The sequence below is a fragment of the Pseudomonas sp. GW821-FHT09D08 genome (assembly GCF_059416305.1).
The window spans coordinates 61,861-78,349 of the sequence record NZ_JBWKOX010000009.1; the positions used below are offsets into that span (position 1 = coordinate 61,861).

Annotated in this window: 17 protein-coding genes; 7 read left to right on the forward strand and 10 right to left on the reverse strand. The window is 58.1% G+C overall.

Annotation, left to right across the window (positions count from 1 at the left end):
* Positions 1-96: 96 nt before the first annotated feature.
* The gene (locus tag AC07OP_RS17210; protein ID WP_495102023.1) at positions 97-546 is read left to right on the forward strand and encodes a c-type cytochrome; all 450 of its coding nucleotides are present in this window, start codon (positions 97-99) and stop codon (positions 544-546) included.
* Between the two features lie 6 nt (positions 547-552).
* Here the strand turns inward: AC07OP_RS17210 and AC07OP_RS17215 are convergent, their stop codons facing one another.
* From AC07OP_RS17215 to AC07OP_RS17235, 5 genes are all read right to left on the reverse strand, one after another.
* Entirely contained in the window at positions 553-948 is a 396-nt protein-coding gene (locus tag AC07OP_RS17215) for a DUF1090 domain-containing protein (protein WP_027606045.1), read from the reverse strand.
* A gap of 66 nt (positions 949-1,014) precedes the next feature.
* Positions 1,015-2,676 carry an NAD-dependent DNA ligase LigB gene (ligB, locus tag AC07OP_RS17220; RefSeq protein WP_495102022.1) on the reverse strand — a complete coding sequence of 554 codons (1,662 nt, stop codon included), beginning with the start codon at positions 2,674-2,676 and terminating at the stop codon, positions 1,015-1,017.
* A 95-nt stretch (positions 2,677-2,771) separates the two neighbouring features.
* Positions 2,772-3,113, reverse strand: a complete 342-nt coding sequence (locus AC07OP_RS17225) for a hypothetical protein (protein ID WP_065938155.1) — start codon at positions 3,111-3,113, stop codon at positions 2,772-2,774.
* 213 nt (positions 3,114-3,326) lie between these two features.
* Positions 3,327-4,517 carry a methionine adenosyltransferase gene (metK, locus tag AC07OP_RS17230; protein WP_027606042.1) on the reverse strand — a complete coding sequence of 397 codons (1,191 nt, stop codon included), beginning with the start codon at positions 4,515-4,517 and terminating at the stop codon, positions 3,327-3,329.
* Between the two features lie 19 nt (positions 4,518-4,536).
* Positions 4,537-5,532 (reverse strand): ArsR/SmtB family transcription factor, encoded by a 996-nt coding sequence (locus tag AC07OP_RS17235; RefSeq protein ID WP_065938157.1) that lies wholly within the window; start codon positions 5,530-5,532, stop codon positions 4,537-4,539.
* 272 nt (positions 5,533-5,804) lie between these two features.
* On the opposite strand from AC07OP_RS17235, the gene tkt reads away from it, so the two are divergent.
* From tkt to fba, 6 genes are all read left to right on the forward strand, one after another.
* The gene (gene tkt, locus AC07OP_RS17240) at positions 5,805-7,802 is read left to right on the forward strand and encodes a transketolase (protein ID WP_065938158.1); all 1,998 of its coding nucleotides are present in this window, start codon (positions 5,805-5,807) and stop codon (positions 7,800-7,802) included.
* Positions 7,803-7,940: 138 nt separating this feature from the next.
* A complete protein-coding gene (epd, locus tag AC07OP_RS17245; protein ID WP_027606039.1) occupies positions 7,941-8,996 on the forward strand; it encodes an erythrose-4-phosphate dehydrogenase in 1,056 nt (351 codons plus the stop codon).
* Between the two features lie 17 nt (positions 8,997-9,013).
* Positions 9,014-10,177, forward strand: coding sequence for a phosphoglycerate kinase (locus tag AC07OP_RS17250; RefSeq protein WP_495102021.1), 1,164 nt, complete (start codon positions 9,014-9,016; stop codon positions 10,175-10,177).
* 29 nt (positions 10,178-10,206) lie between these two features.
* On the forward strand, positions 10,207-10,434 hold the full coding sequence (locus AC07OP_RS17255; protein WP_495102020.1) for a hypothetical protein: 228 nt from the start codon (positions 10,207-10,209) through the stop codon (positions 10,432-10,434).
* 60 nt (positions 10,435-10,494) lie between these two features.
* Positions 10,495-10,827: an MliC family protein gene (locus AC07OP_RS17260; RefSeq protein WP_017531025.1), complete on the forward strand. Its 333-nt coding sequence runs from the start codon at positions 10,495-10,497 to the stop codon at positions 10,825-10,827.
* 234 nt (positions 10,828-11,061) lie between these two features.
* Complete coding sequence (gene fba / locus AC07OP_RS17265; RefSeq protein WP_003177554.1) at positions 11,062-12,126, forward strand: class II fructose-bisphosphate aldolase; 1,065 nt, start codon at positions 11,062-11,064, stop codon at positions 12,124-12,126.
* 106 nt (positions 12,127-12,232) lie between these two features.
* Here the strand turns inward: fba and AC07OP_RS17270 are convergent, their stop codons facing one another.
* The 5 genes from AC07OP_RS17270 to AC07OP_RS17290 form a co-directional block, all read right to left on the reverse strand.
* A complete protein-coding gene (locus AC07OP_RS17270) occupies positions 12,233-12,898 on the reverse strand; it encodes an MFS transporter (RefSeq protein ID WP_495102019.1) in 666 nt (221 codons plus the stop codon).
* Positions 12,899-12,942: 44 nt separating this feature from the next.
* Positions 12,943-13,506 (reverse strand): MFS transporter, encoded by a 564-nt coding sequence (locus AC07OP_RS17275; protein WP_495109914.1) that lies wholly within the window; start codon positions 13,504-13,506, stop codon positions 12,943-12,945.
* Positions 13,433-14,029 (reverse strand): carbamoyltransferase C-terminal domain-containing protein, encoded by a 597-nt coding sequence (locus AC07OP_RS17280; RefSeq protein ID WP_495102017.1) that lies wholly within the window; start codon positions 14,027-14,029, stop codon positions 13,433-13,435. Before AC07OP_RS17280 ends, AC07OP_RS17275 begins: the two co-directional genes overlap by 74 nt.
* 977 nt (positions 14,030-15,006) lie before the next feature.
* A complete protein-coding gene (locus AC07OP_RS17285; RefSeq protein ID WP_495102016.1) occupies positions 15,007-15,333 on the reverse strand; it encodes a fructose-bisphosphate aldolase in 327 nt (108 codons plus the stop codon).
* 200 nt (positions 15,334-15,533) lie between these two features.
* On the reverse strand, positions 15,534-16,199 hold the full coding sequence (locus tag AC07OP_RS17290) for a polysaccharide lyase family 7 protein (RefSeq protein WP_065925486.1): 666 nt from the start codon (positions 16,197-16,199) through the stop codon (positions 15,534-15,536).
* Between the last annotated feature and the right edge of the window lie 290 nt (positions 16,200-16,489).

Consider the following 16,489-nt stretch of genomic DNA (forward strand, 5'->3'; position numbering starts at 1 on the left):
CAGCGCCTTTGGGCAACCCTTATTATTAATAGGGCTATTGGTCTTTACGAGCAGGGCGAGGATACTGGCCGCCGTTTCCCGTGACCCTGAGCCGCCATGACTTTTAAAAAAATGACGCTTGTGCTGTTGGCCTGCCTGACACTGTCCGCCTGCGGCGGCGTCGATCCGAATTCGCCCCTGGGCCAGCGCAAGGCGGTCTTCAAGCAGATGCTCAAGACCTCTGAAGACCTGGGCGGCATGCTGCGCGGGCGCATTGCCTTTGATGGCGTGAAATTCGCCGAAGGCGCGGTCAAGCTCGATGCGCTGTCCCATGAACCGTGGAAACATTTTCCGAGCGTACGCGAAGAGGATCACACCAGCGCCAAGGACGACGTGTGGCAAAAGCAGGCGCAGTTCCAGCAACTGGCACGCGACCTGGAAGCGGCCACCGGTGAGTTGGTGATCGCCAGCCAGGTGCAGCCCTACAAGGCCGGCAACCTTACGCCTGCCGTACAGAAAGTCGAAGATGCCTGCAGTGCCTGCCATAAACAATTTCGCGACCACTGACCGGTTTTACTGGTCGAGTTCTTCCACGGCGTCCTGCAGTTCCTTGCGTGACTCGGCGAGCTTGTCCTTACGCTTGTTGATCTTGTCCGCGTCGCCTTTTTTCATCGCCTTGTCGAGGTCGGCCTGACGGCGGCTGACCTCGTGCTTGGCGTCGAGTACCTTGTTTTCGCGCTCCTTCCTCAAGGCGGCATCCGTGCAGTTGGCGGTGACTTCGCTCAGGGCTTTTTCCAGGCCGGCTTGCTGGTCGCTGTTGCCGTGGGCCTTGGCCTGTTCGAGCTGGGTGCTGATGGCCTGGCGTTTGGCGGCACAGCCGGTGAGTGGGGTGGCTTCTTCGGCGGCGAGCAGTGGCGTGGCCATGAAACTGGCGACGGTCAACAGGGCGAAAGGGGCGAGGAATTTCATGGGGAGCTCCAGGTGCGCAAATAGCAGGGTGAATTCTGCTGTGATTCAAAGGTGGCTGGGTCGGGTTCAAAACCCGTCTATTCCGGCCATGCGTAATGTTTCAGCCAGGGTCTGTACATGTGGGTCGCGAAAAAAAGCGCTCAGTTGCGCCGCGCGGCCCGGGCCGATGCCATCGATGGCCAGCCAGGCCTGGGTGTCTCTGGCGACCAGCGTCTGCCAGTCGCCTTCCAGGTTGTTACGTGCCGCAGGCGGTACACCCAAGGCCTTGAGCCATTGTGCAAAGGGGCGTTGCCGAGCGCTGTGGAGGCCTTCGAGCAGTCGTGCGCGGCTGCGCTCACCGAAGCCATCAATGTTAGCAAGCTCTGCCGCATCCAGGGTTAACCAATCGAGAAAGCCTGCGATTAGACCGGCCTGGATCAATATGTTCCACGTCTCGCGGCCTATGTGCGGCAGTGCCAGGCCCTGGTTGCCGCTCAGCCAGGTAAGGCGTGCGAGAAGCTGTTCTTCGCAGCCGGGCTCCAGCTGCCAGCAACTCAAGGCGTGAAAGTCCCGAGGGTCGGGTACTGGCAGGTCGACCCTGGTGGTATTGCGCAGGATCACCTGGTCCAGTCGAGGGATCACTTGGCCCGCCAGGCTGACGGACACCTGGTCGCCCGGGCGAATATCCAGGGCCTGCCAGCGCTTCAACGAGCCGGCGCTGACCCGGCTGATCCGGCGGTCGTCCAGGCGCACAGGCTCCAGTTCCAGAATCGGGGTGATACGTCCGGTGCGGCCGATCTTGAACTGCACCTCGCGTACCAGCGCCAGGGCCTGGGAGGCGGGGTACTTCCAGGCGACAGACCAGTAGGGCGCACTGGCCTGCCAGCGTTCAGCGGGTGCGCGCTGCGCCTGGTGCAGCACCACGCCGTCACTGGCAAAGGGCAGGGGGTGGTTGTACCAATAGGTGCGCCAATGTGCTGCTTCGATGATGTCCTGGATCGGCTGGCTATAGCGCTGGCTGTCGGTGAACCCCCAGCGTGCCAGGGTGGCCAGGCGCTCGGGAAACGCCGCAGGGCCTTCGGGCCAGGCCCAGATAAACAGGCCGATACCGGCAGCGTCGGTGTCGCTCAACTGCCGACGGTTCATTAGCCCGGCCACCTTGCTGCGCGCGTTGAGCCCGCCGTGTGCCGATTGCACATGCTCGTCGAGGCGCCAATAAAGTTCGCCTTGCAGCACCAGGTCAATGGGTTCCGGCAGTTGCTGGACAATGCCGGGGATCTTGCGCGCGGAGGTCGACCAGTCTTGGCCCAGCTTGCCATCGCCACGGCTGATCAGCTGTTTCAAGCGACCCTGGCGGTACACCAGGGTCACTGCAACGCCGTCCACCTTGGGTTGGATCCATACATCCTGGCGCGTGCCTAGCCAGGCTCCCACGGCTTGCTCATCCAGGCGTTTTTCGAGGCCGGTATGGGCGACCGGGTGCGGCAAGGTGCCCCGTGAACTGGCCAGCGGATCATCAGGCGCCGTGGGGTTGGGCACGCACTGGCGCCAGTGGGCCAGACGCTGGCGGGCCTGGTCGTAGAGTTCATCACTGACGGGGGATTGGCCGAGGCGGTGGTAACTGTCGTCCCACAGGCGGATTTGTTCGGCCAGGGTGCCGACCTGGGCCCTGGCCTCATCGGGGCAGTTTTCAGCCCAGGCCGAAAAGGGTAGAGCGCTGAGTAGCAGAGCAATCAGTAAACGCATCATGAGCATCCTTGCTCGAAAGGGGCGCCCAGCCTAAATGATCCCTTCACCCACAAAAAAGCCCCGACGCTGCGGGGCTTTTTACCGGGTGTTTCGGCTTACTTGAACAGGCCGCCCAGTGCTTTCACGGCATCAGGCTTATCAGCCTTGGCTTCCTGCTTGGCGTCGGCTTTGGCCTGGGCTTGGGCGAGTTTGTCACAACCTTTGTTGATCTGGTCTTGCGCCGCTTTGAAAGCCTTCACTTTCAAGCTGTCTTTGCTGGCTTCGGCCGCGTCGATCTTGGTTTGCAGGTCTGCGGATTGCTTTTGGCAGTCGCCGGAATTGCCGACACCCAGCTGGGAGCCCAGGGCGCCACTCAATGCGCTCAGGTCGGCGGCGTGGGCCGGCAGGGCGAACAGGCTGAGCAGAAGGGCGGCAGGGGCGAGCGTGGAGATGCGCATGAAAAACCTCAATGTTCGATTGCCTGCGCACTTATGAATCCCGGGCTGGTGCAGGGCAATATCCAAAATAAGGTGAAGGCCCGAGAGGGCGCGGATTCTAGAGGGCCATTATTGTGCCTGCAAGCTTTGGATCCAAAAAATGTGAAGGCGGTCCCGCAGGCAATAAAAAGCCCCGCCGGGCAAACCCGGCGAGGCTTTATGTACCGTGGGCGATTACAGGCCGGCGGCAGTGCGCAGGTCGTTGGCGCGGTCGGTTTTTTCCCAGGTGAAGGTGGTGAAGGTGTCGTCGCCGACGGTCTTCTGCGCAGGGGTACGACCGAAGTGGCCGTAGGCTGCGGTTTCCTGGTACATCGGGTGCAGCAGGTCGAGCATGGTGGTGATCGCGTACGGGCGCAGGTCGAAGATCTCGCGCACCAGCTTGACGATCTTGTCATCGCTGATCTTGCCGGTACCGAAGGTATTCAGCGAGATCGACGTCGGCTGGGCCACGCCGATGGCGTAGGACACCTGAATCTCGCAACGCTCGGCCAGGCCGGCAGCGACGATGTTCTTGGCCACGTAGCGACCGGCGTAGGCAGCGGAGCGGTCAACCTTGGATGGATCCTTGCCGGAGAACGCGCCACCGCCGTGACGGGCCATGCCGCCGTAGCTGTCGACGATGATCTTGCGACCGGTCAGGCCGCAGTCACCGACCGGGCCACCAATGATGAACTGGCCGGTCGGGTTGATGTGGAACTGGGTGTCCTTGCTCAGCAGTTCGGCCGGCAGCACATGCTTGACGATCAGCTCCATCACGCCTTCGCGCAGGTCGGCGTAGGAAACGTCCGGGTTGTGCTGGGTCGACAGGACAACGGCGTCAATGCCAACCACCTTGCCGCCTTCGTAGCGGCAGGTCACCTGGGACTTGGCGTCCGGGCGCAGCCAAGGCAGCACGCCGGATTTACGCGCTTCAGCCTGACGCTGCACGAGCTGGTGCGAGAAGGTGATCGGTGCCGGCATCAGCACATCGGTTTCGTTGCTGGCGTAGCCGAACATCAGGCCCTGGTCGCCGGCGCCCTGGTCTTCCGGCTTGGCACGGTCGACGCCCTGGTTGATGTCGGGCGACTGCTTGCCGATGATGTTCATCACGCCACAGGTCGCGCCGTCGAAACCGACGTCGGAGCTGTTGTAGCCGATGTTGGTGATCACGTCACGAACGATCTGCTCCAGGTCAACCCAGGCGGTAGTGGTCACTTCGCCGGCGATGATCGCTACACCGGTTTTCACCAGGGTCTCGCACGCCACACGGGCGAACTTGTCTTCAGCGATGATGGCGTCCAGCACCGCATCAGAAATCTGGTCGGCGATTTTGTCCGGATGCCCTTCAGACACGGACTCGGAGGTGAAAAGGGAGTATTCGCTCATCTCGATGTTTTCCTGATATTTACCGATGGTGAGTGTCGCCAGTCGGTCGCTGAAAGTGGCGGACCTGGATCTGGAAACCATTACGTAAACCTACATAGAGGCTTTCCCCGGGAACGAGTCCCGCAGCGGTGGCCCAACGGGCCAGATCGTCCTGTTCAAAACCCAACCAGAGATCACCGCAGGCCTCCCTGGCCCAATTCTGGTTGTGGCTGCATAAATCCGTAACCAACAGGCTACCGCCGGGGTGCAGCAACCCGGCCATTTGCTTTAAAGCGTCGGCGGGGGCGGCGAAATGGTGCAAGACCATGTTCAGCACCACGCAGTCGGCCTTGATCGTTGTGCTGCTCAGGGCGTCAGCCAACTGCAGGCTGACATTGCCCAATGCCTCGCGCTCACAGAGCTGGCGTGCCAGTTCGAGCATCGCCGGGCTGTTGTCCAGCGCCGTGACCTGCCGAAAGCGGCGTGCCAGTTCCGGCAGGAAGCCGCCATCTCCAGGCCCGACTTCCAGCGCCGTCGCTTCTTCACTGAAGCTCAGCTTGTCCAGTAGCGCCAGTACACTGTCGCGGTATTGGGCCAGACCTGCGATCAAGTCCTGCTGGGCGCGAAATTTTTCGGCAACCCGTGCGAAAAAGTCCTGGCTCGCGGCGGCACGTTGCCCGTGGACCTGGCCGATGCGTGACTGCACGTCATGGGGCAGGCTCAGGCTGTCCACTTCTTCAAGCAAGGCAGCGTGCAACTTGCCGCCGAGCAGGTCGGTATGGGGCAGGGCGCGGCGATAGAAAATCGCATTGCCTTCGCGGCGGGTGGCGACCAGGTCGGCCTGGGCCAGCACCTTCAGATGGTGGCTCATGCCCGACTGGCCGATGGCGAAGATCTGTGCCAGTTCCAGTACGCCGAATGAGTCGTTGGTCAGTGCGCGCAATACGTTCAGACGCAATGGGTCGCCAGCGGCCTTGCACAAGGCTGCCAGCTCTTCGCCGTCGTCAGGACGCAGGGTGGGCACAGGTAGGTTCATAAGGCCAGCAGTCTAGTGACGGGTGAGTATCCCCGCAAGGTCAATATCAAAAAGTTTTGATATTGATCGATAAGTGGCGGTTATAAGCCGTCGCTATAACCTTTAGACGAAGCGGTTAAAGGTTTCTGCAAGCGATTGCCGCCCAAAGCACAGGAAAAACACCTGCAAGTGACTATCTGTCATTGCCCGCAGGCGGTGGCTGAGGGAAAATGCCGATCCTTTTTTCCGTTTCTTTTAATCATTCACTCTTCAAAATCCTCAGGAGAACAGCGATGCCCAGCCGTCGTGAGCGTGCCAACGCCATTCGTGCCCTCAGCATGGATGCCGTGCAAAAAGCCAACAGCGGCCATCCCGGTGCCCCGATGGGCATGGCGGATATCGCCGAGGTACTTTGGCGTGATTACCTGAAGCACAACCCGAGCAACCCGTCGTTCGCCGACCGTGACCGCTTCGTGCTGTCCAACGGCCACGGCTCGATGCTGATCTACTCGCTGCTGCACCTGACCGGCTACGACGTCACCATCGATGACCTCAAGAGCTTCCGCCAGCTGCACAGCCGCACCCCGGGTCACCCGGAATTCGGCTACACCCCAGGCGTCGAGACCACCACCGGTCCCCTGGGCCAAGGCCTGGCCAACGCCGTAGGCTTCGCGCTGGCTGAAAAAGTCCTGGGCGCGCAGTTCAACCGCCCTGGCCACGACATCGTCGATCACCATACCTATGTGTTCCTGGGTGATGGCTGCATGATGGAAGGCATTTCCCACGAAGTCGCGTCCCTGGCCGGTACCCTGGGCTTGGGCAAGCTGATCGCCTTCTACGATGACAACGGTATCTCCATCGACGGCGAAGTCGAAGGCTGGTTCACCGATGACACCCCCAAGCGTTTCGAAGCCTACAACTGGCAGGTAATCCGCAATGTCGACGGCCACGATCCGGAAGAGATCAAGACTGCCATCGACACCGCCCGCAAGAGCGCGCAGCCGACCCTGATCTGCTGCAAGACCACCATCGGCTTCGGCTCGCCGAACAAGCAAGGCAAGGAAGACTGCCACGGCGCCCCATTGGGTGACGCTGAGATCGCCCTGACCCGCGAAGCGCTGAAGTGGAACCACGGCCCGTTCGAAATCCCGGCCGACATCTACGCCGAATGGGATGCTAAGGAAAAAGGCCTGGCCACCGAAGCCGAGTGGGATCAGCGTTTCGCTGCCTACTCCGCCGAATTCCCTGAGCTGGCCAATGAGCTGGTACGCCGCCTGGCCGGTGACCTGCCTGCCGATTTCTCGGAAAAAGCCTCGGCCTACATCGCCGAAGTCGCGGCCAAGGGCGAGACCATCGCCAGCCGTAAAGCCAGCCAGAACACCCTGAATGCCTTTGGCCCGCTGCTGCCTGAGTTCCTCGGTGGTTCGGCCGACCTGGCCGGTTCCAACCTGACCCTGTGGAAAGGCTGCAAAGGTGTCTCGGCCGAAGACGCCAGCGGCAACTACATGTACTACGGCGTGCGCGAATTCGGCATGAGCGCCATCATGAACGGCGTGTCCCTGCACGGCGGCCTGGTGCCTTACGGCGCGACCTTCCTGATGTTCATGGAGTACGCGCGCAACGCCGTCCGTATGGCTGCGCTGATGAAAAAGCGTGTGATCCATGTGTACACCCACGACTCCATCGGCCTCGGCGAAGACGGTCCGACGCACCAGCCGGTCGAGCAACTGACCAGCCTGCGGACCACGCCGAACCTGGATTGCTGGCGCCCAGCCGACGCGGTGGAATCCGCGGTGGCCTGGAAGCACGCGATCGAGCGCAAGGACGGCCCTTCGGCGCTGATCTTCTCCCGTCAGAACCTGCAACACCAGGTGCGCACCGAGGCGCAGATCGCCGACATCAGCCGTGGCGGCTACGTGCTCAAGGACTGCATCGGCGAGCCGGAGCTGATTTTGATCTCCACCGGTTCCGAAGTGGGCCTGACCGTTCAGGCGTACGACAAGCTGACTGCCCAAGGCCGTAACGTGCGCGTTGTGTCCATGCCGTGCACCAGCGTGTTCGAGGCCCAGGACGCCGGCTACAAGCAATCGGTGCTGCCGTTGCAGGTCAGCGCGCGTATCGCCATCGAAGCGGCGCACGCCGACTACTGGTACAAGTACGTGGGCCTGGAAGGCCGCGTGATCGGCATGACCACCTACGGTGAGTCGGCGCCGGCGCCAGCGTTGTTCGAAGAGTTCGGTTTCACCCTGGAAAACATCCTGGGTCAGGCTGAAGAGCTGCTGGAAGACTAAGTCAGTCTGCGTTGTCTGTACTGGCGCTATCGCGGGCAAGCCCGCTCCCACATTTGGATCTCGGTCTGATGTGGGAGCGGGCTTGCCCGCGATAGCGTCAGAACATTCAACACCGAACTAACCTTGATCGAGAACCCCATGCCCCAACCGCGTCCCTACAAAGTTGCACTCAACGGCTACGGCCGCATTGGTCGTTGCGTCTTGCGTGCTCTGTTCGAGCGAGGGGCGGCAGCCGGGTTTGAAATCGTTGCGATCAACGACCTGGCCGACATGGCCAGTATCGAATACCTGACACGCTTTGACTCCACCCATGGCCGTTTCCCCGGCGAAGTGCGGGTCGAAGGCGATTGTCTGCATATCAACGGCGACTGCGTGAAAGTGTTGCGCAGTGCCACCCCCGAGGGCATCGACTGGGCGGCGCTGGGCGTCGACCTGGTGTTGGAATGCTCCGGTGCCTATCACACCCGTGCCGATGGCCAGCGTTTCCTCGACGCCGGCGCACCGCGTGTGCTGTTTTCCCAGCCGATGGCCAGCGAGGCGGACGTCGACGCCACCATCGTCTACGGCATCAACCAGGATTGCCTGACCGGCAGTGAGCTGCTGGTGTCCAATGCCTCCTGCACCACCAACTGCAGCGTGCCGCTGTTGCGCCTGCTGGATCAGGCGATCGGCCTGGATTACGTGTCGATCACCACCATCCACTCGGCGATGAACGACCAGCCGGTGATCGACGCCTATCATCATGAAGACCTGCGCCGCACGCGCTCGGCGTTCCAGTCGGTGATTCCGGTATCCACCGGTCTGGCGCGCGGCATCGAACGCCTGCTGCCGGAACTTGCCGGGCGAATCCAGGCCAAAGCCGTACGGGTGCCGACGGTGAACGTGTCCTGCCTGGACATCACCATGCAAACCGTCAGCGACACGGATGCGACGGAGGTCAACCGGATCCTGCGCGACGCCGCCACCAGCGGCCCGCTCAAAGGCTTGCTGGCCTACACCGAGTTGCCCCACGCCAGTTGTGATTTCAACCATGACCCGCATTCGGCGATTGTCGATGCCAGCCAGACCCGCGTTTCCGGCCCGAGGCTGGTGAACATCCTGGCCTGGTTCGACAACGAATGGGGCTTTGCCAACCGAATGCTGGATGTTGCGGAACATTATCTGCATATCGCCTCTAAACAACCTCAACAGTAATTCAGGAACTGCCACCCATGACCGTGTTGAAGATGACCGACCTCGATCTGCAAGGTAAGCGCGTACTGATTCGCGAAGACCTCAACGTCCCCGTCAAGGACGGTGTTGTCACCAGCGATGCGCGAATCCTGGCCTCGCTGCCGACCATCAAGCTGGCCCTGGAAAAAGGCGCGGCCGTGATGGTCTGCTCCCACCTGGGTCGCCCGACCGAAGGTGAGTTCTCCGCCGAAAACAGCCTCAAGCCGGTAGCCGACTACCTGAGCAAGGCCCTGGGCCGTGACGTGCCGTTGCTGGCTGACTACCTGGGCGGTGTCGACGTTAAGCCTGGCGACATCGTGCTGTTCGAAAACGTGCGCTTCAACAAAGGCGAGAAAAAGAACAGCGACGAACTGGCCCAGCAATACGCCGCCCTGTGCGACGTGTTCGTGATGGACGCGTTCGGCACTGCCCACCGTGCCGAGGGTTCGACCCACGGCGTGGCCAAGTTCGCCAAGGTGGCGGCTGCCGGCCCATTGCTGGCGGCTGAACTGGAAGCACTGGGCAAGGCCCTGGGCGCTCCGGCCCAACCGATGGCGGCCATCGTTGCCGGCTCCAAGGTGTCAACCAAGTTGGACGTGCTCAACAGCCTGAGCCAGATCTGCAACCAATTGATCGTTGGTGGCGGCATTGCCAATACCTTCCTGGCGGCAGCAGGCCACCCGGTGGGCAAGTCCCTTTACGAGCCGGACCTGCTCGACACCGCCCGTGCCATCGCCGCCAAGGTCAGCGTGCCGTTGCCGGTGGACGTGGTGGTTGCCAAGGAGTTCGCTGAAACCGCCGAAGCCACCGTCAAGCTCATCGCCGAGGTGGCCGCCGACGACATGATCCTGGACATCGGCCCGCAAACTGCAGCCAACTTTGCAGAACTGCTGAAAGCCTCCCAGACCATCCTGTGGAACGGTCCGGTCGGCGTGTTCGAGTTCGATCAGTTCGGCAACGGCACCAAAGTGCTGGCCAAGGCCATCGCAGACAGCTCGGCATTCTCCATCGCCGGCGGCGGCGACACCCTGGCGGCCATCGATAAATATGGCGTTGCCGACCAGATCTCCTACATTTCTACCGGTGGCGGCGCATTCCTCGAATTCGTCGAAGGCAAAGTCCTGCCCGCCGTTGAAGTGCTGGAAACCCGGGCCAAAGGCTAAGGCTCGTGATCCGGAAAAGGAGTATTCCCATGATCAAGTCGTTGGCAATGCTGATCGCGGCGGGCCTGATGGCCGGCTGCGGCAGCACGCCAAGCGCAGCGCCGGCGGCAGGCAAACCTGCCACGGAGCAGAAAAAAAGCTGCTACCAGGCTGACTGGCAAGCCGAGACCATGCCGGTGATCAACAAGCGCATCGGCAACGAACGGCTGGAGAAATACGACTCCGCGCCCAACGGTCAGGAACAGGGTTGCCCTTGACGGGTCTGATCAACTAACCGACGGCATCGGCGGCCTTTGGCCCCGCTGCGAGGATTGGCAATGAAAGGCGTTTTCGCCCTGGCAGCCCTGGCTCTACTGGCCGGTTGCAGCAGCATGAACATGTTCAACAAGGCAGAGCCTGCCGATAAGTGGACCACCTGGACCTGCGACAGCAAGGCCGAGGTCAACTGGCGCTTCGCCAACCAGGCCCGCAGTGAGGTGGATGTACGCCTCGGCGGTTCCGACCAGGTTTATCGCCTCAAACAGGATGTGGCGGCTTCGGGCGTGCTGTACAGCAACGACCAGTTGGCGTTTCACACAAAAGGTGAGGAAGGCCTGGTTTACTGGGTCGCCACCGACGATTTGATCGGGCGGGGCTGCAAGGCCCAATAAGATTTCAAATTTGATGAGATCCAAATGTGGGAGGGGGCTTGCCCCCGATAGCGGTTTGTCAGCACCCCCATGTGCTGACTGAGCCACTGTCATCGGGGGCAAATTCCCTCCCACATCAGCAATAACGATTCAGCACGCCAGGCATGCAAAGCCTGACCTGCAATAACTTGAATAGCAGCCGCCGCTACGGCAGGCTTGCACGATTAACGACCCTCGACCGGGAGAGACAACACAATGGCACTTATCAGCATGCGTCAAATGCTGGACCACGCAGCCGAGTTCGGCTACGGCGTCCCAGCCTTTAACGTCAACAACCTTGAGCAGATGCGCGCCATCATGGAAGCCGCTGACAAGACCGACTCCCCAGTGATCGTCCAGGCTTCGGCCGGTGCGCGCAAATACGCCGGTGCCCCGTTCCTGCGTCACCTGATCCTCGCCGCGATCGAAGAATTCCCGCACATCCCGGTGTGCATGCACCAGGACCACGGCACCAGCCCTGACGTGTGCCAGCGCTCCATCCAACTGGGCTTCAGCTCGGTGATGATGGACGGCTCCCTCGGCGAAGACGGCAAGACCCCGACCGACTACGAGTACAACGTACGCGTAACCCAACAAACCGTGGCCATGGCCCACGCCTGTGGCGTTTCGGTTGAAGGCGAACTGGGTTGCCTGGGCTCCCTGGAAACCGGCATGGCCGGTGAAGAAGACGGCATCGGCGCCGAAGGCGTGCTGGATCACAGCCAGATGCTGACCGACCCGGAAGAAGCCGCCGACTTCGTCAAGAAGACCCAGGTCGACGCCCTGGCCATCGCCATCGGCACCAGCCACGGCGCCTACAAGTTCACCAAGCCGCCGACCGGCGACGTGCTGGCCATCGACCGCATCAAGGAAATCCACAAGCGCATCCCTAACACCCACCTGGTGATGCACGGTTCTTCCTCGGTCCCGCAGGAATGGCTGGCGATCATCAACCAGTACGGCGGCGACATCAAAGAAACCTACGGCGTGCCGGTTGAAGAAATCGTCGAAGGCATCAAGTACGGCGTGCGCAAGGTCAATATCGACACCGACCTGCGCCTGGCGTCCACCGGCGCAATGCGTCGCCTGATGGCCACCAACCCTAGCGAGTTCGACCCGCGCAAGTTCTTCGGTGCGACTGTGACCGCGATGCGTGATGTGTGTATCGCTCGTTACGAAGCCTTCGGCACTGCGGGCAACGCTTCGAAGATCAAGCCGATCTCGTTGGAAGCGATGTACCAGCGTTACCTGAAAGGTGAGTTGAACGCTAAGGTGAATTGAGCCTTAGGCGTTAAAAAAGAAGCCCGCAGCGATGCGGGCTTTTTTTGTTTTTGATTAGGTAAGTTTAAGAGGCAGAAGATTCGCGGGATAATCGTTTAATTCTGCATTAGCTGACAGGTGCGTGCGATTGTTTTCTGTACAAATATAAATAGACCGCAATGGACAGCAATGCAGTTAAAAATGCCATGCCCGCAGCCACAACAAAAGGTGCTGGGCGACCACCTGCGATTATTAGCATTGTTCCTAAAGAAGGTCCCGTTATGACGCATAGTATTTGGATGCTTCTGAAAGACATGGATACTCTTCCGATATTGTCAGTAGGGCATAATTGCTGAAGGATTATATTTGAAGATATTATTAGCGTTTCATAACCGAAGCCATTCAAAAACCAAACCAATGGATAGAGATAGGCTCTTCCAGGTAATTGGAAAAATACTAAAACTGCGGTCAGGATTAATGCGGTAGAGAAAACAACTAATGCGCTGGACCGAAGAAGAATCTCATCGAAATTGCTCAATTTGAATTTCATCAGCAATGCGGCACATATTGCACCTCCGGCTGTTGCTGAGACGATTATTGAAAAATTAACTGGAGGTAAACCTTCATAGGCTAGAAAGGACGCCAAATGCGGGTCGTAAATTCCTAAAGCCAGCGATGTAAGCAGGGAGTACAAAAAGCCTATGCGTAGTTGAAAGGGCAAGGCATTGAATATAGAGAGTCCTCTTGTAATGTCGCGATAAAGTGGCAGGGCGTTGGTAGCGGTACCATTCATTTGCGTTCGGAATGCCAGGCAAATAGACCTTAAGAGTGGGAAGGTTAATAAAACGGCGACTGCCGAAAAAAGAATAAATTCTTAGGTGCTAATACTGCCGTTAACAAGCCTGCAAGTAACGGCGCAAAAATTTTGGAAGATTGATCAAATACACTCACGTGGCTGAAAAAAGATTTGCGCTCCTCGGCATGTATCAGTTGCCGAACTATAATGGTTATCGAAGGAAAGTAAAATAAATTTGACACACCTTTGAAAATAACGAAAAGCAAAAAGCTCTGAAGATCTGGAGACACTGCTAGCCCTACGGTAGACAGTGTGCGGAGTAAGACGCCGGATACTAGTGTTTTCCTTACGTCATATCGATCTATCAGCGTTCCTACGATAGGACCTAGAAACAACATAGGGGCGCCCAGGCAAAAAGCCAAGAACGCTATTGATGAAGGAGAGGCATGCCATAGATAAACGGGAACCGTGAAGATTAAAAAAATATCAAGCCATAGTGAGAAGCTGGATAGCGCTTGCACGCAAATAAGCTTACTTGACGTTTTCATCAGGTCGATCTGAATGTAGGAAAAGTGTGTCTTCAAATACGAAGCCGTCGAGTTCATGTTCACTGGCGAATCGATACAAGTCGCTAAGTCTATTTATAAAGCCGCGCCCGTTAAAATTTAAGGAAGTGTTACAACGTACGCCGACTCCTGATATAGCACGATAGGCGCTTAGCAGTTGATGTATACGAAAATTTTGCAATTCATTGACTGATTGAGGACGCGCTGAGTTATCAACGTGCGTCACCGCCGGAATGCTGGCTGAAATAACTTTACGAAACTCCAGCATGTAGGGTGAGGGGTTAGACGGGCAGAAGTATTCAGCCATACATTCTTCTAAACATATCGGTGCTATAGGGCGGAATCCTTCGCGCCTCTTGATTTTGTTCAACTTAATGAGATTCTCTCTAGGATAGGGCGCCGCTAATATTGAGCGATTTCCTAGTGCTCTAGGACCCATTTCATATCTGCCCTGCACCCAACCTAATATGCAGCCTTCATGAAGTAATCGCGCTACACGTCTCGTATCATAGGGTTCACTAATGAAGGTGCCTGATACGAAATCGGCTGCGGAAAAACTCACTAACCGCTCAAATTCTCTTGTGCTTATTTGGTATTGGACGTGATTTCTATAGTCCCACAATAAGAATAAGCTGCGCCATCTTTAAGCACTAAAAATATGTCGTTCGAGAGCCATTTTTTTTCGCAGTACACATAGTCGCCTGACCACCCATGAGTGAGGTTCATTTTTAGTGGCTGCCTGAGCCGAAGCCCATGCGGTACATCATTATTTAATCGCTAGCTTTCTGCTATCAGAAGCTTCGATAGCGCTACCCCCCATCGTTGGGAATAAATTTGTAGTGAGGTATAGTCACCGTCTTAATTGAGAAGTGAGGGGTCTGGTACGCGTCGTTTGACTGGTTGTTGAGCGTCGGTTCTATAATTACACGTTTCATATATAGTTCCTCTGTGTTGGTGCCTTCGCAGTTTTGCGATGCACTTAAACCGTATGAGGACTTATTATGAATGTCAATTTCTGTTTTTTGAATTGTATTGTTTTTCAGCTGAGTCTTTGTGTGTTTTTGTAGGGAGTTGTCGGATAGTTCTGATTAGTATTTCCTACATCTCGCTCCATCGCGGATATCTAAAAATACTGATTAATACACAAGGCGGTAACATCCAGTTGCATATATGCCGAAGATTCGGTTGTCGTTGTGGTTCACATGTTTTTCTTCGCGGGTGCTCAATTTAGAGCGTTCAGTCGGGGGCACCAAGTGCGGCGTATGGAATGTCTACGTTGATATTGGCCTGTATCTGGGGTTTACCCTAGTTGCCGTGAACGCCGTACTGGGGGTAACTCCTCGAAGATCCAGCCGATTTTTCAGGGAGGGCTGTACCAGCTCTCAGCAAAATCTAGTACAGCGCTTAAATCCTGAGCAACAGGCATAAAAAATCCGGAGTTCTTATCAGACTCCGGATTTTCCGGCTGCTTGAGGATTAGTCAACAATCCTTAAGTGAACAGCATTGCGCGTTACTGCAGGCTTGTTGTTAGGATTTGATTACCCCGCGGGTGGGGTATCAAAGCCTCGTCGCTCAATCACATAAAAGACATCGCTCACGTCCTGCACCAGAATGCTTGCGGTATTGGCAACGTTATTAAGATCACGCTCGGCGAAGTCCGGCAGGCTGGAGCAGGCGATCAGATTGAGGTATTCAAGGGCGGCGTTGAGGCGTTCACGCAGGCAGGCGTGGAGGTCGCTGTCGATTAACAGCACCGGGTAATCGGTGGCAGTTTCGGTGCAGGGGGTGAAATGACGGGGTGGCAGCTGTGTGCGGGTTCGCAGACCGAGGATACGAGGAACCCGGCAGGCCCGAAGGTCTCCCATACACAGCCATCATAAAATAAACGCTGGGCGCAACAGCGCTCGTCGTTTAGCGGGATGGCGGAGTGTCAGTCGCGGGAAGTACTGGCTACACTCCGCCATCGCGGGCAAGCCCGGCTCCTACAGGGCTCGTGGCTGTTCAAGAGGTGGGAATAGTCTCTGACGCCGTCGGGCAATGCCTGCTCGAATCGAGGCCGATCCGTTCACTCGTGATCAATATCCAACTTCGCAAACGTCACCTTCGCGCCTTCCTTGCTGTCCCCACTGTTGTCCTGCACATAAGCGCCCGCCTTGAAGTACAGCGGTTTGGCGGCCCACGCCGCACCAATGCGCTCGTTCCACTCGCTGTCGGCGGCATACACGCTGAGCAGCCCGGCTTTGTTGAGGTTGATCACGTAGGTAAAGCTTTTCTCCAGCGGCACATTGGACGCGACGATGATCACGCGGCTTTCATCTTCATCCGGGCGCATGCGCACCTTGGCGACGATGTTGCCGGTCTGGGTCTTTTCCTTGAACTGGTATTCGAGCTTGATCAGCGGTTTCTGGCTGTCGTAGGCGTGGATCTGGCCGATGACGATCTTGCCGCTGGAGGGCACCTGGTTGACCGCCAGGGTGGCGCGCAGGAAGTTGTCGGCTTCGGGGTAGGTCCAGTTGCGCAGGCGGCCGTCGGCGTAGGTTTCGCGCAGTTCGCTGCGCGGGTACACGGCGTTTTCGGTACGAGTGCCGGTGACGGGGGTCCAGAATTGCACGTTGCTGCCTTCGGCCTGGAAGTATTGGTCATTGAAGCCGCTGAGCAGCCTGGGGGTGTCGATGGTCGCGGGGGGCGAGCCGACCGGAATGCTCAGGTTCCAAGTGGAGAGGTCGATCATGGCATTGGCCTTTTACAGGGGGTGAAGGCTTTGGCCCGGGGGCCTGACAGGTTCTTTATAGGCGGTGGTCGGCCAGTTGTTAAACGTTTGCTGGCAATTTATTGGCGCCAAGGGAATGCCAAAAAGCCATGTTTCCCATGAATCGTGGGCTGTAGAGGTTGACCGTTAGTCGGCTGACTGAACTTTGGCGTAATGATGGCATCCACGTCACTTCTGATTTTCAGGATCCGGGGCTAGAGTGAGGCCTCAATGTTTGTCCGGGTTTTCTCTCAGAAGTGACCGGAGTAGAC